This is a genomic window from Sphaerisporangium dianthi (assembly GCF_042654065.1).
Taxonomy (GTDB): Bacteria; Actinomycetota; Actinomycetes; order Streptosporangiales; family Streptosporangiaceae; genus Sphaerisporangium; species Sphaerisporangium dianthi.
In genome coordinates this window covers 93,545-113,665 of sequence record NZ_JBHSFP010000021.1, presented here as the reverse complement: position 1 = coordinate 113,665, position 20,121 = coordinate 93,545, and the positions used below count along the sequence as shown (strand labels likewise).

The window sequence follows — 20,121 nt, the reverse complement described above, 5'->3', positions numbered from 1 at the left end:
CCGCCGACTCGTGGGACGGGCCCCCTAGAGTCGTTCGGGCAGCAGTGTGAGGCTGCCGGTGTGCCGGGGGCGGACGACCGTGAAGTGGCGGCGATCGAGGGTCGCCGCCTCGTAGACACCCAGCCGTTCGGCGATGGCGATCACGGACGCGTCCACCGCACCGAGAGGGAGACTCGCGTACGCCTCCACCAAGGCGCTCATCCGCATGAGATCTCGATCAGTCAGATCGACCAGAGTCAAGCCAGTCTCAAAAGACTGCAAGAACGCCGCCTCCGCCTTGCTTCCCTGCCGCTTCTCGACGAGTTGGCACACCTCGGTCACCACAGTGGCGGGAACGAGCAAGGGCCCGGGATGAGTGCGCAAGAGACGAGTACAGGCTTCGTGGTGGTTGTCTCGGCTGTTCAACGCGGCAACGAGGGGCCCAGAGTCGATCACAATCACAAAGAGTGATTGTCCTCCACGGAGAGGATTTCTTCCGAGCGTTCCGCGAAGTCAGGCTCTGCCTCCAGCAACCCGACGAACGGCAGGTCCCGGACGATCGACCGCTTTTCGAGCTGCCCACGAACGAGACGAAGCAGAGGAGCCACCTTCTCCTCGGGCAACCGGTCCACAAGATCGTGGAGCTCCTCGCGCATGACGCTCATATGCCAAGTGTAGGCGGAGCGGCTCCCTTTCCGCAGTCTTCAGCCGGTCTCAAGGCGTGGAGCAGGCCTTCACCCCACCCTCCATCGACCTTCGTGACCTGAAGAAACCGCCCGATCACCTGAGTCCCTTCAGCGGCGCCGGGGGTCCTTGTGACCGGGTGACGAGTCACCGGAGGTGTCCCCGGCGTTCTGGATTTCGTGTCTCCAGCGGGCCCAGACGGTCTTGCCGTGACGATCGGCGAGCGGAGTGATCCCGTGATCGTGCGCGAGGGCGGCCACGATGGCGAGACCCCGTCCGTGGAGAGCATCGAGGCCAAGGTCGAGGTGGCGCGGCCGGCCGGGGCCGTGATCGGTCACGCGGACGCAGAACTCTCCCGGCACGGCCCACAAGGAGAGCCGGATCGGGGGTTCCCCGTGGGTGACCGCGTTCGCCAGCAACTCATCGACGGCCAGAACCACGTCATCCACGAGATCGCGAAGGTCCCAGGCGTTCAGGGTGTCAACGACGATACGGCGGGCCTTGCCGACCATCGACAGGTCGTGCGGCAGGTCCCAGCAGACGGTACGAAGACCGTCCGGTGTCTCTGGCATCAAGGCTCCTTGCCGTGATCGTGAGGTACGCAGGGGTGAGTGAGATGTCCGGCCGGACCGGCCGGCCGCGGGCGAGGAAACGCCGGCTTCGCCGCCCGGCCACGTGGTCCGTTCGGCCTCGCGCATGAGGCGGCGCAGCTCGTCCGCGCCCCGTGCCTGAACGATCAACGGCCCAGGGGCGGGCCAGGTGGCGATGGCGTAGAAGCGGCGCGTGCCCACGCCTTACATGACCGTCCATCCGGGCTCCAGCAGGTCCAACTGGCGGGCGGCGGCTCGTTCCGCCAGATCCCACTGCCGCCGAACGACGTGCTCGGACCCCGCCCTCTGCCGATGACGCCCCTTCAACCGCGCCTGATGCCCGTACCCGGTCACACAACCACCTCTTGCCGGTACGGCTCTCTGGTACAGCCGCATGGTGGCGAAATGCACCGATAAGGCATGCCATCGGCGTCCAAGGGTTCAGAGCCATGCCGGTATAGGCCGTTCAACGGCTGATCAGCCCGCCAACGCGCATAAATTACGTGCGTTTTTCCATTAGGGTTTTGCACTGGGGTCGCACCTCCGACGTGCGATCAAGGTCCTGCCAGGCGGGGCAACGCCTGGCAGGACTCCTCTTCTCACGTCATACTGATGCGGCCGCCATTTTTGTGCAATACCCAAATCGGAACATCTATAAATTTCCGCCGTGCGGCTTTTGAAGGAGATAGGGCGATTTGCGCAGAGGAGTGAAGCGATGACGATACAGAGCCCGACAGTTAAACGACGTCAACTGTCCGCCGCTCTCCGCCAGTTGAGAGAAGCAAGCGGACTTACATCCACCGAAGCCGCCAAACGTCTCGAATGGACTCCCAGCAAGCTGACGAGGATCGAACGCAACGAGTGGAAGCTGCCCAACGTCCACGACATCCGTCTCCTGCTCGACCTCTACGGCGTAAACGATCAGCATCAACGAGAGGCATTCCTCACCCTCGCGCGTGAGTCACGCCAACGGGGCTGGTGGGCGGACTACAAGGATGTCTTTCGCAGCAATCTGCCGGCCTTCGAGGCTGGCGCTTCCGTGATCCGAACGTATGAGGTCGCCCTCATCCCCGGACTGCTCCAAACGCCGGCGTACACCGCAGCGGTCTTCCGGGGCGGCCAGGTGCTCGACGAGACCGTCGTCAATCGCCATGTCGAAGCCAGGATCGCCCGCCAGAAGATCCTCAGCCGTGAGGAGCCGCCATCCCTGCTAGCGATCATCGATGAGGCGGCATTACTGAAGGCGATAGGCGGACGAGAAGTGATGCACGCCCAGCTTCGCCATCTCATCGAGATGGCATCCCGACCGAACATCACCATCCAGGTCATCCCCAACGCCGTCGGAGCACACCCGGCACTGACTGGAGGCCCCTTCGTCATTCTCGACTTTCCGAGCGATCCGAGCCTGGTCTACATGGCAACGGCGACCGACAGTCTCTGGCTGGAGAGACCTGAGGAGTACCAGCGGTATAGCCTCATATTTACCTATGTGTCGACATCGGCGCTCTGCGCAGAGGAGTCGACGCAGCTCATAGCCGCGCTCATGGATCAAAAGACGAGGTAGGCGAAACGTGGATCAAGGCATGCTCACCTGGCAGAAGAGCAGCTACAGCGGCACCGACGACAACTGCGTCGAGGTGGCACATCTTCCCTTAGGAGACCTAGCCATCCGAGACAGCAAGAACCCGAATGGACCAGTGCTGCTCTTGACCGCCGGCGAGTGGCACGCGTTCATCACCGACATGAAGGGCGACCGGTTCACTCAACCGGCCCTGGGCATGAGCGTTCTCATCTGATCAGTAGGACGCATATGTCTAACTTCGCGAACAACCATAACAAGAACAAGGGCGACATAGCGGACTACAGCGCCCCACTCGCCTGGCGCAAGAGTGCTCGAAGCACCTCGAACGACAACTGCGTGGAAGTGGCGCTTCTCCTCGAAGGCGGAACAGCCGTCCGGGACAGCAAGAACCCTGGCGGACCGGTGCTGCGATTCAGCGCCGGCGAGTGGCGAGCTTTCATCAGCGACACGAGGATCGGCCGGTTCGCCAACCCATAGCGTCCAGGGATGGGTCACAGCCCCGCGCTAGTCAGTCGCCGTCGGATCTTGCCCTGCGCCAGGTCTGCCAGCCATCGACACGCAGTAGGGCCGAGACAGAGGTTTTGGTGCTCACTTAATTCGATATTCGGATGAGTTTTGGGGACATGTCTCGTTCGCGTCAACGACATCGGTGCGTCGCGTGCCGACAGGTTGCGTAGAGTTGTGCGGACCATCCCGGCGTCAGCGGAAGGCACCATGGCGGAGAACGGTCCGGTTGTGAGCCAGTCGAAAGATTTCTTCATCACCTACAACGGGAAGGATGGAGGCTGGGCGACGTGGATCGCTAGAGCACTTGAGAACGCCGGATACACCACCACCATTCAGGCATGGGATTTCCGCCCTGGAGACAACTTCATGGCAGCGATGGACCATGCCTTGGCGACTTGCCGACGCACTCTAGGCGTGCTGTCGCCCAACTATCTCGCCTCTCTCTTCACCCGAGCGGAGTGGACGGCGGCCTATCGTCAGACGTTGCTCGGTGAGACGCGGCGGTTCATTCCGGTGCGGGTCGCCGAATGTGATGTTGCCCCGCTGCTCGGGCCGTTGGTCTACATCGACCTGGTAGACGTAGAGGAGAACGAGGCGCGAGATCGGCTGCTGGCCGGCGTTGCCGACTCGGTGAGCCGAGCGCCACGTGACCCCCGATTCCCAGGCGCTACGCGCCGTTGATTCGCTGAGAGAAGCAGGCAGGCGGCGGAGCCCAGGAGATTCTGTGTCGGATACCGAATACACCGCAGACTTCTTCGTCAGTCATGCGGACGCCGACCTGCAGTGGGCGGAGTGGATCGCGTCCGAGCTGGAAAGCGCCGGATATGGGGTGATCCTCAAGGCGTGGGACATCCGGCCTGGCGATAACCGTCTCGACAAGATCGATGAGGCGCTGTCCACCTGCCGTCACACCCTTCACGTTCTGTCTGCCGAGCATGACGCGGAGGTGGCCGTTCGTACCGCCGCCCAGTACCAAAGACTTCAGGGCAAAGAACGAGCCCTGATTCCCGTCCGGGTGGACGGGGGCGATGGCGATATTCCGCCGTCGATAGGGGCTCTCGTGCCGATCGACCTCTGCGGCGTGCACGACGAGGATGAGGCTCAGCGCCGGCTGCTGGCCGGGGTGGCCGAACGCGCTGAGCGGGTCGCACGAGCCGGCTTCCCCAACAGGTCTGCGAGGCGGGTTCGATTCCCTGGTGCCGAGCAGGAGGTGTGCCAGCTTCGCGGGCACCGCCCGGACCCGCGGTTCATCGGACGCGACGACACGTTGGCGGATCTGTATCGGGCCCTGCGGGCGAACCGTCCGACCTCCGCCGTCCAGGCGATCAGTGGTCTGGGCGGGCTGGGTAAGACCCAGGTCGCCGTCGAATACGCTTTTCGACACGGCGTCGCGTACGACTTGGTGTGGTGGGTGCGGGCCGAGGATCCGACCACATTGCGGGGAGACTATGCCGAGCTCGCCACCGAGTTGGGTCTGCCGTTTGATAAGGACGACCAGGCGATAGCGGCGCTTCGCCAGGCACTGCACCGCCGTAAAAGCTGGCTTTTGATCTTCGACAACGCCGAGGACCCCGACGAGCTCTTACCGCTGCTTCCTGAGCGGCACACGGGGCATGTGCTCATCACCACCAGACGGCCGGAATGGCCTCATGCGGAACTGCGGCACCTGGATGTTCTTCCCGTCCCCGCCGCGGTGGAATATCTGCAGCAGTGGGGACGGGTCTCCAGCGCTGACACGGCACGGAACCTGGCCGAAGCCCTGGGATGTCTGCCTCTGGCGCTGGCACAGGCGGCGAGCGTCATCGCGGACGGAATGTCCGCCACCGACTACCTCGACCAACTCCACAAGCAGTCGCCGGAACTGTTCACGCAGGGACGAGCTGGAAGCCACCAGGCGACGATCGCGTCCACGTGGCGGGTGTCCTTCGACCGCCTGGCCGACCGGTCCCCAGCCGCCGTGGCCCTGTTCCGCCTCGCCGCCTTCCTCGGGGCCGAGGCGATTCCGCCGGCCCAGCTCGTTCCAGTACCAGGCATGCCCGCCGAACTGGTCGAGGCGCTGACGGACCCGTTCCGCCTCAACAAGGCCACGCAGTCCCTCCGCGAGTACTCCCTGGCCAAGACCGGTGACGGCCTCATGTCGATCCATCGCATGGTGCAAGCCGTCACTCGCACCGAACTCGCCGCGGACGAGTCCCGCTGGGCAGGGTTCGCACTCTCGACGATGAGCACGGCGTTTCCCGATGAGGTCAGTGATCCCGCGTCTTGGCCTACCTGCGAAACGATGCTCGCCCACGCTCTCTCAAGCGCACAGCACGCCCAGCGGCTCCACGCCGACATCACGGGAACGATGGACCTGCTGGACCGGGTCGCGCGATATCTTCTGGCCCGGGGAAGGTTGGACCGGGCGGCCGCAGTCGTCGGGGACGCGCTGACGTCGGCCAAGCAGCTTCCCCCTGACGCCCTCGAGTATCTCCGCTGCCGCAACACCCAGGGACTGATCCTGCTGAGTCAGGGCGACCATCACAGGGCACGCCAGGCGCAGGAGGAGGTCTACCAGGCCAGAATCCGGAAGCTCGGGGAGAACAATGTCGACACCCTGCGCGCCGGCCGAGATTTCGTCGAGGCCCTTTACGTCCAAGGTCATTGGGCGCAGGCCACTCAATTGCAGAATCGGCTCGTCGAGGCATTCACCGCGGTCCTTGGCGCGGAGGATCTCGAAACCGTTACTGCCTCGGCCTACCAGGCAACCCTCCTCCGTAGCGCCGGACAGTACCGACGAGCTCGCATCCTGGAGGAGCGGGTACTGAAAGCACGTCGCCGACTTCTCGGCGACGAACACCCGCACACCCTCAACGCGATCGCCGGCCTCGCCACCACCCTCCACGCACAAGGCGAATACGAACACGCCCGAACCCTCCAAGAACAGGTGCTCGACGCCCGCCACCGACTTCTCGGCGACGAACACCCGCACACCCTCAACGCGATCGTCAACCTCGCCGCCATCCTCCACGCACAGGGCGAACACGACGACGCCCGCACTCTGGCGGAACAGGTGCTCGACGCCTGCCGCCGACTCCTCGGCGACGAACACCCCGACACCCTCAACGCGACCGCCGGCCTCGCCGCCACGCTCCACGCACAGGGCGAACACGACGACGCCCGCACTCTGGCGGAACAGGTGCTCGACGCCTGCCGCCGACTCCTCGGCGACGAACACCCCGACACCCTCAACGCGACCGCCGGCCTCGCCGCCACGCTCCACGCACAAGGCGAACACGAACACGCCCGCACTCTGGCGGAACAGGTGCTCGACGCCCGCCGCCGACTCCTCGGCGACGAACACCCGCTCACCCTCACCGCGACCGCCGGCCTCGCCGCCACGCTCCACGCACAAGGCGAGTACGACCACGCCCGCACCCTCAAAGAACAGGTGCTCGACGCCCGCCGCCGACTCCTCGGCGACGAACACCCGCACACTCTCAACGCAACCGCCAACCTCGCCACCACCCTCCACGCACAAGGCGAAACGGCGAAAGCGCACTCGTTACTTTCCGACGCTCTCACTGCCAGCCAGCGGGCCTACGGCAAGAAGAACACGGTCACGTCCCATATTGCTTGGCAACTGGCGTCTCTCCTTGACGCGCCTCATGAGGCGAACAGGAAGAGATCAGTCGTCATTGAGAACCTCTCCTGGCTGTCGAAGGAACCGCTCAGCCGACTGAGCGGGGAGCAGAAGAGCATCAGAGAGCGCATAAAGCGATTCCTTTTCGGCGGAAGCAAGCCGGCCAATCGCCGCCCGTCAAAACGCAAGAAATAGTCTGCCCGCATGGGGGCCACCACGCCGTCTCGTCTGGAAGCGTCCGCCTGCTCGTGATCTCGTCAACCCCGGCACGTCCCGCAGTCACGGACCGGTCGGTGCTCAGTTGGTCGCGGCCAGAGCTGTCGACGGCCGGGCTGGCCCTATGACCCTCTACGCCACCTCGGCGCCGCAAATGGAGCGCCCGTCAACCCGCTCGCTGAGTGCGGACCGAAACTTCTCGCGAGCGCAGTGAGCGGAACGCGGCGGGGCCGTCGGTGTGTCAGCCGAAGATGAGTTTGTAGCCGTAGCGGCGGAGGCCTGCCAAAACTTCGTCGCAGTGGAGGGGGCCCTTGGTCTCCAGGTGGAGGAGGACCTCGGCCTCGTCCAGTTGGAGGCGGGAGTCGACCCGCTCGTGGCCGACGTCGATCACGTTGGTGCCGAGGTCGGCCAGCCGGGCGAGCAGCGTCGCCAGCGCCCCCGGGCGGTCGGGGAGCCGCAGCCGGAAGGCGAGGTAGCGGCCCGCCGCCGACAGGCCGTGCCGCAGCACCCTGGACAGCAGCAGCGGGTCGATGTTGCCGCCGGACAGCACCGCGACCACCGGCGGCTCGAACGCGTGCGGCCAGTCGAGCAGTGCCGCGACGCCCGCCACGCCCGCCGGTTCGACGACGAGCTTGGTGCGTTCGAGGCAGAGCAGCAGCGCGCGCGAGAGCGTCTCCTCCGGAACCGTCACCACGCTGTCGACCAGGTAGTGGATCATCTCGAAGGTGATGTCGCCGGGCCGGCCGACGGCGATGCCGTCCGCCATCGTGGACGCCGGGTCGACCATGACCGGGTGCCCGGCCGCGAGCGACGCCGGGTAGGCGGCGGCCCGCTCGGCCTGCACCCCGACGACCCGCACACCCGGGCGCATGGACTTGACCGCGAGCGCCACGCCCGCGGCCAGCCCGCCTCCGCCGACCGCGACCGTGATCGTGCCGACGTCGGGGAGCTGCTCCAGGATCTCCAGCCCGACCGTGCCCTGGCCCGCCACGACGTCGGCATGGTCGAAGGGGTGGATGAACACCGCCCCGGTCTCTTCGGCGTGCTCCTTGGCCGCCGCCAGCGACTGGTCGACGGTCGTCCCCGCGAAGATGACATCGGCCCCGTAGGCGCGGGTGGCCTCCACCTTGGGCAGCGGGGCGCCCTCGGGCATGAACACCGTGGCCTTGCAGCCCAGCAGCCCCGACGCGAGCGCCACTCCCTGTGCGTGGTTGCCCGCGCTCGCCGCGACCACGCCGCGGGCGCGTTCGTCGCCGGTCAGGCGGGCGATGCGGACGTAGGCGCCTCTGACCTTGAACGAGCCGGCCCGCTGGAGGTTCTCGCACTTGAGGTACACCGGGCCGCCGATCATCTCCGACAGCACGCGCGAGTGCAGCAGCGGAGTCCGGATCACGACGTCCTGGAGCAGATCACGGGCGGCGACCACATCGTCGTAGGTCACCTCAGAGCGCGCCATGCCCGAAGTCTCCCATTGGTGCGCCCTTCAGGTCCCACCGGCCCGCCGTGGCGGATGCCGGGCGCCCAGGGCCTGAGCGAGCCGACGGCCCCGGACGCCGGCTCGGCGCGTGCCGCCCGGTCAGCTTCCGGGTGGGGGCGTGGCGTTTCCGATGTCGAAGGCCCCCGGGTCGTCGACGAGGCGGCACGGCTGGACGGGGCCGTCCACCAGACCGCCGGTGAACCGCCAGGCGACGCCCGGATGCTCCGCGGTGGGCTTCTCGGCATTCTCCGCGACCTCGATGACCGCGGTCTGGCCCGGCTTGATGTACTTCGGATAGATCGTAATCCCGTCATTCACCCGGAACGCCTTGCCGAGCAGCGAGCCGAGCGAACTGTTGGCCGCCTCGCCTGCGCCGCCCGGTGCCGCCGGGTCCTTGCCGTTGAACTCTCCCTTCGTCGCCGTGCCCGCCTGACCCCCGACCAAGGACCGCCGGCTCGACCGGTCACAGCGCTTACCCAGCGGCATGTACGTGACGTCGGCCTTGACGCCCCGGCTCGCGAGGTCGTTCTCGATGGCTTCCGGGTCGCTGAACTCGTGGATCGTCAAGGTGAGCGAACCGTCGGCGTTCTTCGTGAGCGCGTAGGCGGGGGACGCCGGCGCGATGAGCATGGGCACCGTGATCGTCGCCGCGGCCACGGCCCCGACAGCCCCGGCCCCGGCCAGGATCCGGCGACCGGTGATCCGACGCGGTGCGGGAGTGATCTCGCGCGGGGCACTCGCGGCCATCTCGGCCTTGAGCTCGGCGAGCAGTCTGTTCTCGAAGGTGTCGTTCATTTCGTTCCTTCCATCACGAGGGGCAGGACGATGCCGGGAACGTGCTGGAGCGAGCGCCTGGCCCGGTGGAGCCTGACCCGGGCGGTGCCCTGCCGGATGCCAAGGGCCGCGGCGGCTTCCGGCACGGTGAGCTGATCCACGACGACCAGCTCCAGCAGCGCGCGCTCGCTCTCGGGCAACCCGGCCATGGCTGCCATGGCCCGGCGGGCACTGTCCTCCGCGTCGATCCGTTCCTCCAGGAGGACCACGTCGTCGGGTTGGAGGAGCCGGCGGCCCGCGAGACGCCCTCCCGCACGCAGTTCCCGCGCGGCGCGTCGCCGTTCGGCGAGCATGGTGTTGCGCGCCACGCCGTACAGCCAGCCCGTCTCGCTCCCCTTGCCTGGCCGATAGGTGTGCGCCGAGTCCAGTACGGCGAGGAACACCTCCGCCACCAGGTCCGCGACCAGGTGAGGGTCTGCGACCCGGCGGGCGAGGAAGCGCGTCACCTCGTCGAAATGGCGCCGGTAGAAGGCTTCGAAGGCCTCGGGGTCGTCCGCGATCCGCGCCAACCCCGGTTGTCTGTGGCGCACCGGTCGGGCTCCCTTCATCGTCCGCTTGCTGACACCCGTGCTTGGACGAAGGGCGGCGAACCGTTACATGTCAGGCCGGGCCGGTCCAGTAACGGGCCGGAAGGAGGATCAGGGCGGCGGCGCCGATGAGACCGGCGTCCTGGCCGAGGTGAGCGGGGACGACGCGGACGCGGCGGGCGAAGTCCAGGCGGGCGTGCGCCCGCAGTGCCTCCTCCAAAGGCTCGAACAGCAGCGGGCCGGCCTGCGACAGGCCGCCGCCGATGGTCACGACGTCCAGGTCGCACAGGTGGGTCGCCGAGGCGATGCCGATGCCGAGGGCCCGGCCGGCGCGGGCGAGGGCGCCGAGCGCGATCGGGTCTCCCGCGGCGGCGTCCGCCGAGAGCTGCCGCCCATTCGCCTGCGCGGCCTCCACGTACAGCCCCTCGGGCCGGGCGCCGGTGGCGCCGGGCGCCCACCCCTGTTCGAGAGCCCAGGCGGCCAGGCCGGGGCCGCGGCTGATGGCCTCCAGGCATCCTCGTCCGCCGCACCGGCACGCCGGGCCGTCCGGGTCGACCACGACGTGCCCGATGTGCCCGGCGTTGCCGGTGCCGCCGTCGATCAGCCGGCCGCCGAGGATGAGGCCGCCGCCGACGCCGGTCGAGACGACCATGCCGAGCATGTTGTCGCTCCCCTGACCGGCGCCCTGCCAGTGTTCGGCGGCCGCGACGCAGATGGCGTCGTTGTGGACGCGCACGGGCATGCCGGGGAACCGCTCCGCCAGCCGCGCGCGCAGTGGAAACCCTCGCCAGCCGGGGATATTCAGCGGGGAGACGGCCCCCTCTGGCCAGGTCATCGGACCGCCGCAGCCGACGCCCACGCCGACCAGGTTCGCGTCCGGCCGCCGCGCGAGGACGGAGTCGATCAACCCGTCCAGAGCCTTCCGCAGTGTGGAGGCGTCGCCCCCGGGCGGGGTGGCCACCCGATCGGCGACGATGACCTGCCCCTGGGCGTCGACCAGCCCGACGGCGAACTTGGTGCCGCCGATGTCGACCGCCAGCACGGAATCGAGGCCGGGCACCACGTCCCGCGTCAGGTCATGCGTCATCGGCCACGCTCCAAGATCTCGCAAACGACCACCGCGGACCCCGAGACCGAACCCGCGCGCCTCCAAGGATCACACGTCCCACCCCTCCGACCCCATCCCGGGGTCGCACCCATCAAGGAGGGATTCCTGGGGCTCGGCGGTGTCCTGAGGAGCCCCCAACCCGCCGAGCGGAGCGAGGCAAAGCAAACACAGCTCGGGGCGCGGCGGTGTCGTGAGGAGGAGGGAGGGTGAGGAACGAGCCCGTACGACGACGAAGGGCGCCGCCTCAAAGGCGCCCCGAGCCCGCCGAGCGAAGCGAGGCGAAAGCAAACACAACCCGCCGAGCGGAGCGAGGCAAAAGCAAACACAAATCAGGTGGTTTGGGCGGCTTTTTCGCCGCCGGGAGGGCTTGAGGAGGAGAAGACGAGGATCGCGGCCGAGAAGCCGTGTACGTGGTTGTGGCCGCCTACCGGGCCGACCTCTCCGGCGGCGAAGAACCCGGCCATGCCGATGGGGCCGAGGGTGTCGTGCAGGGCGAGCACGTCGTGGTCGGAGCTGCCGAACATGGCCGAGCCCCTGCCGTTGCAGGAGAACAGCAGCGCGCCGTCGATGCGCCCGCGCTGTTCCACGTGGGCGTCGAGCAGCTCGTACAGGTCCTCGTCCGCCGCGGCGGCGTCGCGGACCTGGAAGCGCACGCTTTGCCCGATGTCGAGGACGTCGCCGACGGCCACGGCCTCGCGCTCGGGGTCGATGCCGAGGATGCCGCGGATCAGGAAGTCGCCGCGTTCGTGGCTTTCGGCGTATTCGTCCATCGCGACGCCGATCTGCAGCCCGGAGGCGACCAGTTCCCGGTCTTCCTCGTCGAGGCCGCTGACGATGTCCTCCAGGCGCGCGAGCGCGGGCTGCCCGGCGAGTTCGAGCAGCAGGTTGTCCTCGGAGCGGGTGACGACCATGGTGGGGCCGATCGGGCGGCAGCCCTGGCTGACGACGGTGCTGACGTTGATCGGGCCGTTCAGCATGACGCCGATCGCCCCTTCGGTGTACATCTCGCCGCCGGCGAACAGGCGGACCGAGCCCTGGCCGCCCGTGCCGTTGGCCAGGCCTCCGACGATGGGCAGGTCGCCGAGGACATCGGCGGAGTGCTCGACGAAGGCGTCGGTGGGGAAGCTGTACGGGTCGGCCAGCAGGATGGCCACGCGGTCGTCGGGGTCGCGGTCGGGAAGGCCGATGATCACGAACCGGTCTTCCATGCGGAGGGTCTCCAGCGCGAAGGAGGACGCGCGGCCGCCTTCGAAGCTGGCCGCCCAGGCGCTGACCGCCGAGGTCAGCTCGACGCCCTGGCCGTCGCCGATGACGCCGGTGGCGCTGCAGCCGATGACCTCGGCGCCGGGCGCCATGCGCATGACGCGCAGCCCGGCTTGGGCGACCTCCTCGGGATCTTCGCCACAGATGAAGAAGCACACGAGGTCGGGCGGTCCCGACAGGCCGGAGAGCGCTTGGCGTACCGCGGACTCCGCGGCGACGATCAGGTCGGGGCCCACGGCGAGACCATCCGCGAACCGGCTCGTCAGCACTGCCACACGCCTCGCCCTCCTCCACTGTCGCGAGTCGTAGTGTGTCGTACGTTCGCCCCCCTTAGCCGGATTCTCCCCACTACGGGACTAACAACGCATACGGAGCGTCCCGCAATGGTCAAGATCCGAAATGTGGAATGCTGCCGACACCCTGCCTCGCGACGTAGTCTCGTCTTCGTGCATGAATCGCCCACACAGCGAAGTGAAACGCCGCAAGCTCGCACTCTCCGCGAGCTGCGCGAAAGTGGACACACCTATCGCACGGTCAAGGCGGAGATCCGCGAAAATCTGCTGGCCAGGTTACGCGCACGGGAGCCGAGATTCCCGGGCATCGTCGGATTCGACGAAACCGTGCTGCCCCACCTCGAACGAGCCCTGCTCGCGGGCCACGACCTGGTACTCCTGGGTGAGCGCGGTCAGGGCAAGACCCGGCTGATCCGCACCGTCACCGGCCTGCTCGACGAGTGGACCCCCGTCATCGACGGCTGCGAGATCAACGACCATCCGTACGCCCCCGCGTGCGTGCGCTGCCTGAAGCTGGCCGCCGAGCAGGGCGAGGACCTCCCGGTCGCCTGGAAGCACCGCGACGAGCGGTACGGCGAGAAGCTCGCCACGCCCGACACCTCCGTGGGCGACCTGATCGGCGACGTCGACCCCATCAAGATCGCCGAAGGGCGCACCCTCGGCGACCCCGAGACCGTGCACTACGGCCTGGTGCCCCGCACCAACCGGGGCGTGTTCTCGGTCAACGAGCTGCCCGACCTGGCCGAGCGCATCCAGGTGTCGCTGCTCAACGTGCTGGAGGAGCGCGACATCCAGGTACGCGGGTACAACCTGCGGCTGCCCCTGGACATCCTGCTCATCGCCAGCGCCAACCCCGAGGACTACACCAACCGCGGCCGCATCATCACCCCGCTGAAGGACCGCTTCGGCGCGGAGATCCGCACCCACTACCCGCTCACCCTTGAGTACGAGCTGGCGCTCATCCGCCAGGAGTCGGCGCTCAACTGGCGCGAGCAGGGCGAGGACGGCGCGGCCGAGGCCGGCCTGAGCGCCGAGCTGCCCGAGCACCTGGTCGAGACGATCGCCCGGTTCACCCGCCTGGTACGCGAGTCCACGGCGGTGGACTCCCGGTCGGGCGTGTCGGCGCGCTTCGCCATCGCCGCGGCCGAGACGGCCGCCGCCTCCGCGGTGCGCCGCGCGGCGCTCACCGGGGAGGAACGCCCGGTGGCCCGGGTCTGCGACCTGCCGGGCGTGGTGCCCACGCTGCGCGGCAAGGTCGAGTTCGAGGTCAGCGAGGAGGGCCGCGAGGTCGAGGTGCTGTCGCACCTGCTGCGCCGGGCCGTCGCCGAGACCTTCCGCGGCACCCTGGGCGGCATGGACCTGTCCGCGCTGCTCGACAAGTTCTCCGAAGGCGCCCGGGTCGAATCGGGCGAGCTGACGCCGGCCACCGAGCTGCTGCAGCAGATCGGCCCGGTCAACGGCCTGTCCAAGATCATGGCGGGCGTCGGGATGGGCGAGGGCGACGAGTCGCCCGGGCACGCCGCCGCCGCGCTCGAGTTCGCCCTCGAAGGGCTCTACCTCCTGCGCCGCCTGTCCAAGGACGAGGTCGACGGAGGCGCTGTCTACCGCACCTGAGCGTCCGCGCCCGAGCGGCTCCCTCCGGCCGGGCTGATCTCCGGTCGGGCCGATCTCCGGCCTCCCCCGTCCCGGGAGGCCGGACGTCCCCGCGCGCCCCACCGGACCCGCGCGCCCCACCGGACGTCCTCGTAGGCCCTGCCGAACCTCCTCGCGGGCCCTGCCCCCTGTACGCCCTGACCGACATCCTTCTCACACCGGACACACGACGATTAGGCTCACATGCGATGAGTGGCTACCGATACGGCGAGTACCACGACGGGCCCGACCCGCTGGCGCCCCCGTACGACGTCCGCGCCGCGCTCGACGAGATGGGCGACGCGATCCTGTCCGGCTCCACCCCGCTGGACTCCCTTCGTGACCTGCTGAGGCGGGGCCTGCCCGGCGCCACCGACCGGCGCGGCCTCGACGAGCTGCTGCGCGAGGTGCGCCGCCGCCGGCGCGAGCTTCGCGAGCGCGGCAACCTGAACGGCACCCTCGAACGCGCGCGCGCCCTGCTGGACAAGGCGATCGGGCAGGAGCGCGCCGAGCTGTTCCCCGACCCCTCCGACGACGCGCGGCTGCGCGAGGCCGAGCTGGACTCGGTGCCGGGCGACACCGCGAGCGCCGTCCAGCAGCTCGGGTCCTACGAGTGGCGCTCGCCCGCCGCGCGCCAGACGTTCGAGGAGCTGCGCGACCTGCTGCGCAGGGAGGTCCTGGACAGCCGGTTCCGCGGCATGCGGGATGCCCTGGCCAATCCGGACCCGGAGGCGATGGAGCGGGTCCGGCAGATGATGTCGGATTTGAACGACATGCTGGACCGGGACTCCAGAGGCCAGCACACCCAGCAAGATTTCCAGCAATTCATGGAAAAATACGGGGATCTCTTTCCGGAGAATCCCCGCAATCTGGAAGAACTGGTCGATATCTTGGCGCGCCGGGCCGCCGCGGCCCAGCGCATGCTCGCCTCCATGACCCCCGAACAGCGCGCCGAGCTGCAGGCGCTGATCGACCAGACGCTCCAGCAGGCCGGGCTCGCCGAGCAGATGGCCCGCCTCGGCGAGGCCCTGTACGCCCGGCGTCCCGACCTCGCCTGGGACGGCTCCGAGCGCATGGAGGGCGACCAGCCCCTCGGCATGGGCGACGCCGTCAGCGCGCTGGAGGAGCTGGCCGACCTCGACCGGCTGGAGCAGTCGCTCGGCCAGGACTACCCGGGCGCGCGGCTCGACGACGTCGACGAGGCCGCGGTCCGCCGCGCCCTCGGCCGTTCGGCGGTCGACGACCTGGACGCGCTGAGGCGCATCGAGCGCGAACTGGAGGAGCAGGGGTACCTCCGCCGGCAGCGCGGCAAGCTGGAGCTGACCCCGAAGGCCGTGCGCCGGCTCGGCGAGACCGCGCTGCGCCGCGTGTTCGACTCGCTGGACGCCGGGCGCCGCGGCGACCACGAACAGCACGACGCGGGGGCGGCGGGCGAGCTGACCGGCACCACCCGCCCGTGGCGCTTCGGCGACGAGCAGCCCATCGACGTGGTGCGCACGCTGGTCAACGGCGTGCGGCGCGGCGGGCTCGGGGGCGGGGACGGGGACGGCCGCGTGTCGCTGACCGTGGACGACTTCGAGGTGGCCGAGACCGAGCGGCGCACCGCCGCCGCGGTGTGCCTGCTGGTCGACCTGTCGTACTCGATGGCCCTGCGCGGCACCTGGGCGCCCGCCAAGCAGACGGCGCTCGCCCTGCAGTCGCTGGTCGCCTCGAAGTTCCCCGGGGACGCCGTGCAGATCGTCGGCTTCTCCAACTACGCCCGCGTGCTCCAGCCCGAAGAGCTCGCCGGGCTCGAATGGGACATGGTGCAGGGGACCAACCTCCACCACGCGCTTCTGATCGCCGGCCGCCACCTCGACCGGCATCCGGACTTCGAGCCTGTGGTGCTGGTCGTCACCGACGGCGAGCCGACGGCCCATCTCATGCGCAACGGCCGCTCGTGGTTCGAGTGGCCGCCCTCGCGCGAGACGCTGGAGCTGACCTTGGCCGAGGTCGACAAGATGACCCGGCGCCGGGCGACGATCAACATCTTCATGCTGGCCACCGATGAGCGGCTCAAGGAGTTCGTGGACGAGGTGGCGCGGCGCAACGGCGGCCGGGTGTTCTCCCCCAGCGCCGACCGTCTGGGCGAGTACGTGGTCAGCGACTTCCTGCGGGCCCGCCGCTCGCGCTGATGGGCATGCCTCCGCGAACGGGCCGATCAACCGGTTCGCGGGGGTATGCCCATTTCGTTGGGCGGCTTCCGGAGATAATTCCGATGCACACCATTAATCGCTTGCTGATTGATATGCAATCTCGGAGGATATTGATTGGTAGGTGTTCCCACCGCAATCGCAAAGCGACCGGCCGGTGCGGCCCGTCACGAAAGGAGAGTGCAATGTTCGCGGCAGTCGCTCTCCTGGCGACCATGATCATCACGGTGGCGATGTTCGAGCTCACCGTGAACAACCGCCGTCTGCGGGCCAGGCCGCCGGCGGCCGTCCCGACCGTCCTCCCCGAGGAGACGGCGGAGGACGTCCCGAACGTCCCGAACGCATGAGCCGTGTCCCATGATTTCGTCCGACCGTTCGCAAGACCGTTCCCACTCTGATCAATGAGGCGATAGCCTCAGCGGCATGTCGTTCCTCGACAAACTCCTGCTGTGGCTGCACATCGGCTTCTCGATCTTCGCCATCGGGCCGGTGACGGTCGCCACCAGTTTCACACCGCGATACATCCGGGCCAGGGACGTCGGGGTGCTGCGTCATCTGCACCGCACGACGCGCATCTTCGGCGTCCTCACCCTCGGCGTGTTCCTGTTCGGCATCGCGCTGGGCGGCAGCGCCCTGGGGCGGCCCTACCTGTCGATCTCGATGACGCTGTTCATCGTGTCGGCGGTGCTCCTGGTCATCATCGAACGCGACCAGCGCGGCGCCGTCCGGGCGCTCTCCACCGAGGCGCCCGAAGACGACGCCAAGGTGCAGACCGGCCGCATCGCCACCCTGTCGTCGATCATGGCCCTCATCTGGCTCGTGATCCTGGTGCTGATGGTGTGGTTCAACCCCTGACGCCGCGGGCGCCAGGGGTTCCTCCCGAGATCGTCAGGAGCCCAGGGCCTGCGTCAGGTCCGCCAGGAGGTCGCCGGCGGTCTCGATGCCGACCGACAGCCGCACCAGGTCTGAGGGCACCTCCAGCGGCGAGCCCGCCGCCGAGGCGTGCGTCATGCGCCCGGGGTGCTCGATCAGCGACTCGACGCCACCGAGCGACTCGCCCAGCGTGAACAGCCGAGCGCGGTTGCAGACCTCGACGGCCTCCTGCTCGCCGCCGGCGACGCGGAAGGACACCATGCCGCCGAACCGCCGCATCTGCTTGGCCGCCACCTCGTGCCCGGCGTGGCTCGCGAGCCCCGGGTAGAGCACCTCGATCACCCGGGGGTGCGACAGCAGCAGGTCGACGACCCGCTCGGCGTTGTCGCAGTGGCGCTCCATGCGCAGCGCGAGGGTCTTGATGCCGCGCAGCGTCAGCCAGGCGTCGAACGGGCCCGCGATGGCGCCCATGGCGTTCTGGTGGTAGGCCAGCTCGTCGCCGAGGTCGCGGTCGCGGGCGACGAGCGCGCCGCCGATCACGTCGGAGTGCCCGCCGACGTACTTGGTGGTCGAGTGGATCACCACGTCGGCGCCCAGCGCGAGCGGCTGCTGCAGGTACGGCGAGGCGAAGGTGTTGTCCACCACCAGCCTCGCGTCCGCCTGGTGCGCGATGGAGGCCAGCGCCTCGATGTCGGCGATGTTCAGCAGCGGGTTGGTCGGGGTCTCCACCCAGATGGCCTTGGTGCTCGCGGGACGCACCGCGGCGCGAACCGCGTCCAGGTCGCCCAGCGGCACCGGGTCGAAGTGCAGGCCCCAGCGCTCGAGGACCTTCGCGAACAGCCGGTAGGTGCCGCCGTAGGCGTCGTCGGGGATGATGACGTGGTCGCCCGGCCGGCAGATCGTGCGCAGCAGCGCGTCCTCGGCCGCCAGGCCGGAGGCGAACGCCATGCCGCGCGTGCCGCCCTCGATCGCCGCCAGGCACTCTTCGAGCGCGGTCCTGGTCGGGTTCGCCGAGCGGCTGTACTCGTACCCCGACCGCAGCCCCCCGACGCCGTCCTGCTTGTAGGTCGACACGGCGTATATGGGGGTCACGACCGCACCGGTGTGCGGGTCGGCCTCCTGGCCAGCGTGAACGGCCAGTGTCTCAAAGCCTTCAATCATGACTTCACGGTATCGCCCTTCCGGAGGACGAATCGGCGGCAGGGGACCGCGGCCCGCGAGGCGCGCCGGAATCGGCCGGTCACAGGGCGGCGGCGGCGTCCGGCACCCCTAGCCCCGGCCGGGGAACCGCCGGCCGCCCGCGCCGGCGGCTCCGGTTTCGCCGCACCACGCGACGGCCGCGCGGCACGGGCCGTACGACGGCGCGAGCACGACCACAGTTGAGCGCCCGTGTGAACCCCCGCCTTCACATGTGGGCCCCCCGGCCTCCGGTAATAGGGCCCCCGAGTTCCCGGGCGGGGCTCCCCGACCGCGGCGGGCCACGCCTTCGCGGCCTTCGCGGCCTCGGCCGAACGGCTGATACGGCCGGGCCGGGGGGCGGCTAACCTCGGTGGCTGTGAGGAATGGCCCGCGGCTGGTCACCATGGTCCAGCGGCTCAGCGAGATCGCGCTGGTCGGGTTCCTGTGCCTGCTGCTGCTGGCCGATGTGGCTCTGGCCTTCGGGCTTCGCCAGGCGCAGTTCGCGGTCCCGCCGTGCGGTCTCCTCGGCATCGGCGCCTACCTCCTGCGGCACCGCTACCGCGTGCAGGGCGCGGTGCTGCTCATGGCGCTGTCCGCCGCCGTCTCGCTCACGGGGCTCGTGTTCCACGCCGAGGGCGCTCCCGGCGCTGCCGAGGCCGGCGCGCTGCTGCTGATCACGGTGGGCGTCGTGCGCTGGGTGCGGCCGCTGCGCACGGCCGTGATCCTGGCGGTGCTGTCGGCCGTCACGTCGCAGCTGGCGAGCCTGCGCCCGATGTCCAACGCCTCCCTCGCCTTCGGGTTCATGATGTTCGTCGCCTGGGCCGTCGCGGTGGGCGCCGGCGGCTACCTGCGTTACCAGCTCGAACGCCGCCAGGCGACCGTGAGCGCCGTGCGCAGGGCCGAACGCCTCGAACTCGCCCGCGAGCTGCACGACCTGGTCGCCCACCACATCACCGGCATCGTGGTCCAGGCGCAGGCGGCGAGGACGGTGGCCGCCCTGCGGCCGCAGGCCGTCGAGCCCGCGCTGGAGGCCATCGCCGGCGCGGGGGCCGAGGCGCTGGCCTCCATGCGCCGACTGGTCGGCGTCCTGCGGGCGCAGGACGACGCCTCGCGTCACACGGGCGCCACCCTCGCCGACCTGCGCCTGCTCGTCGAGCGCTTCTCCGCGTCCGGGCCGCCGGTGGCGTTCGACGTGGGGCAGGGGCTCGCCGAGCCGTCGCTCGCGCCCGAGGTGCTCACCACCCTGCACCGGGTGCTGCAGGAGGCCCTGACGAACGTGCGGCGGCACGCCCCGCACGCCTCCTGGGTGATGGCCGACCTGCGGCACGCCGAGCGCGGCGTGCTGCTGCGCGTGCGCAACCAGCGCACGTCCGCGGACCCGCGTCTGTCCAAGATGGGCGGCGGGTACGGCCTGGTGGGCATGGCCGAGCGGGTCAAGGCCCTCGGCGGCGACCTGCTGGCCGGCCCGGCCGGGGACGGCACCTGGGAGGTGCGGGCGTGGTTCCCGCTCGACCCGCCCGACCGCCCCGGCCGTCCCGGCCGCGAGATCACCGCGTCCTGAGG

19 protein-coding genes are annotated in these 20,121 nt (G+C 69.1%); 10 read left to right on the top strand and 9 right to left on the bottom strand.

What is annotated here, in order from left to right; all coding sequences use genetic code 11:
- Nucleotides 1-24: 24 nt before the first annotated feature.
- The 3 genes from ACFO60_RS26335 to ACFO60_RS26325 form a co-directional block, all read right to left on the bottom strand.
- Nucleotides 25-435 (bottom strand): type II toxin-antitoxin system VapC family toxin, encoded by a 411-nt coding sequence (locus tag ACFO60_RS26335; protein WP_380844776.1) that lies wholly within the window; start codon nucleotides 433-435, stop codon nucleotides 25-27.
- 2 nt (nucleotides 436-437) lie between these two features.
- Entirely contained in the window at nucleotides 438-644 is a 207-nt protein-coding gene (locus ACFO60_RS26330; protein ID WP_380844644.1) for a hypothetical protein, read from the bottom strand.
- Between the two features lie 129 nt (nucleotides 645-773).
- Nucleotides 774-1,235 carry an ATP-binding protein gene (locus ACFO60_RS26325; protein ID WP_380844641.1) on the bottom strand — a complete coding sequence of 154 codons (462 nt, stop codon included), beginning with the start codon at nucleotides 1,233-1,235 and terminating at the stop codon, nucleotides 774-776.
- A gap of 733 nt (nucleotides 1,236-1,968) precedes the next feature.
- Between ACFO60_RS26325 and ACFO60_RS26320 the strand changes: the two genes are divergently transcribed.
- The 5 genes from ACFO60_RS26320 (at nucleotide 1,969) to fxsT (ending at nucleotide 7,159) form a co-directional block, all read left to right on the top strand.
- A complete protein-coding gene (locus ACFO60_RS26320; protein WP_380844638.1) occupies nucleotides 1,969-2,817 on the top strand; it encodes a helix-turn-helix domain-containing protein in 849 nt (282 codons plus the stop codon).
- 19 nt (nucleotides 2,818-2,836) lie between these two features.
- On the top strand, nucleotides 2,837-3,049 hold the full coding sequence (locus ACFO60_RS26315; RefSeq protein WP_380844635.1) for a DUF397 domain-containing protein: 213 nt from the start codon (nucleotides 2,837-2,839) through the stop codon (nucleotides 3,047-3,049).
- A 14-nt stretch (nucleotides 3,050-3,063) separates the two neighbouring features.
- Nucleotides 3,064-3,312, top strand: a complete 249-nt coding sequence (locus ACFO60_RS26310) for a DUF397 domain-containing protein (protein WP_380844632.1) — start codon at nucleotides 3,064-3,066, stop codon at nucleotides 3,310-3,312.
- A gap of 237 nt (nucleotides 3,313-3,549) precedes the next feature.
- Nucleotides 3,550-4,023 (top strand): toll/interleukin-1 receptor domain-containing protein, encoded by a 474-nt coding sequence (locus ACFO60_RS26305; protein WP_380844629.1) that lies wholly within the window; start codon nucleotides 3,550-3,552, stop codon nucleotides 4,021-4,023.
- Between the two features lie 43 nt (nucleotides 4,024-4,066).
- Nucleotides 4,067-7,159, top strand: a complete 3,093-nt coding sequence (gene fxsT / locus ACFO60_RS26300) for an FxSxx-COOH system tetratricopeptide repeat protein (RefSeq protein WP_380844626.1) — start codon at nucleotides 4,067-4,069, stop codon at nucleotides 7,157-7,159.
- Nucleotides 7,160-7,421: 262 nt separating this feature from the next.
- Here fxsT and ilvA read toward each other — a convergent pair whose 3' ends face one another.
- The 5 genes from ilvA to ACFO60_RS26275 all read right to left on the bottom strand — a co-directional run bounded on the left by ilvA (nucleotide 7,422) and on the right by ACFO60_RS26275 (nucleotide 12,664).
- Nucleotides 7,422-8,636, bottom strand: coding sequence for a threonine ammonia-lyase (gene ilvA / locus ACFO60_RS26295; RefSeq protein WP_380844623.1), 1,215 nt, complete (start codon nucleotides 8,634-8,636; stop codon nucleotides 7,422-7,424).
- A 120-nt stretch (nucleotides 8,637-8,756) separates the two neighbouring features.
- A complete protein-coding gene (locus ACFO60_RS26290; RefSeq protein ID WP_380844620.1) occupies nucleotides 8,757-9,452 on the bottom strand; it encodes a hypothetical protein in 696 nt (231 codons plus the stop codon).
- Nucleotides 9,449-10,021, bottom strand: coding sequence for an RNA polymerase sigma factor (locus ACFO60_RS26285; RefSeq protein ID WP_380844617.1), 573 nt, complete (start codon nucleotides 10,019-10,021; stop codon nucleotides 9,449-9,451). The genes ACFO60_RS26290 and ACFO60_RS26285 overlap by 4 nt, the downstream gene beginning before the upstream one ends.
- Before the next feature lie 70 nt (nucleotides 10,022-10,091).
- A complete protein-coding gene (locus ACFO60_RS26280) occupies nucleotides 10,092-11,105 on the bottom strand; it encodes an ROK family protein (RefSeq protein ID WP_380844614.1) in 1,014 nt (337 codons plus the stop codon).
- A gap of 350 nt (nucleotides 11,106-11,455) precedes the next feature.
- Nucleotides 11,456-12,664 carry an FIST signal transduction protein gene (locus ACFO60_RS26275; protein WP_380844611.1) on the bottom strand — a complete coding sequence of 403 codons (1,209 nt, stop codon included), beginning with the start codon at nucleotides 12,662-12,664 and terminating at the stop codon, nucleotides 11,456-11,458.
- Nucleotides 12,665-12,835: 171 nt separating this feature from the next.
- Between ACFO60_RS26275 and ACFO60_RS26270 the strand changes: the two genes are divergently transcribed.
- The 4 genes from ACFO60_RS26270 (at nucleotide 12,836) to ACFO60_RS26255 (ending at nucleotide 17,361) form a co-directional block, all read left to right on the top strand.
- Nucleotides 12,836-14,296, top strand: coding sequence for a sigma 54-interacting transcriptional regulator (locus ACFO60_RS26270; RefSeq protein ID WP_380844609.1), 1,461 nt, complete (start codon nucleotides 12,836-12,838; stop codon nucleotides 14,294-14,296).
- Nucleotides 14,297-14,523: 227 nt separating this feature from the next.
- Nucleotides 14,524-16,488 (top strand): vWA domain-containing protein, encoded by a 1,965-nt coding sequence (locus tag ACFO60_RS26265; RefSeq protein ID WP_380844606.1) that lies wholly within the window; start codon nucleotides 14,524-14,526, stop codon nucleotides 16,486-16,488.
- 203 nt (nucleotides 16,489-16,691) lie between these two features.
- Nucleotides 16,692-16,853, top strand: coding sequence for a hypothetical protein (locus tag ACFO60_RS26260; protein ID WP_380844603.1), 162 nt, complete (start codon nucleotides 16,692-16,694; stop codon nucleotides 16,851-16,853).
- A gap of 76 nt (nucleotides 16,854-16,929) precedes the next feature.
- Entirely contained in the window at nucleotides 16,930-17,361 is a 432-nt protein-coding gene (locus ACFO60_RS26255) for a hypothetical protein (RefSeq protein WP_380844600.1), read from the top strand.
- Between the two features lie 33 nt (nucleotides 17,362-17,394).
- Here the strand turns inward: ACFO60_RS26255 and ACFO60_RS26250 are convergent, their stop codons facing one another.
- Nucleotides 17,395-18,540 (bottom strand): cystathionine gamma-synthase, encoded by a 1,146-nt coding sequence (locus ACFO60_RS26250; RefSeq protein WP_380844597.1) that lies wholly within the window; start codon nucleotides 18,538-18,540, stop codon nucleotides 17,395-17,397.
- Nucleotides 18,541-18,934: 394 nt separating this feature from the next.
- On the opposite strand from ACFO60_RS26250, the gene ACFO60_RS26245 reads away from it, so the two are divergent.
- Nucleotides 18,935-20,119 (top strand): sensor histidine kinase, encoded by a 1,185-nt coding sequence (locus ACFO60_RS26245; protein WP_380844594.1) that lies wholly within the window; start codon nucleotides 18,935-18,937, stop codon nucleotides 20,117-20,119.
- Nucleotides 20,120-20,121 lie beyond the last annotated feature (2 nt).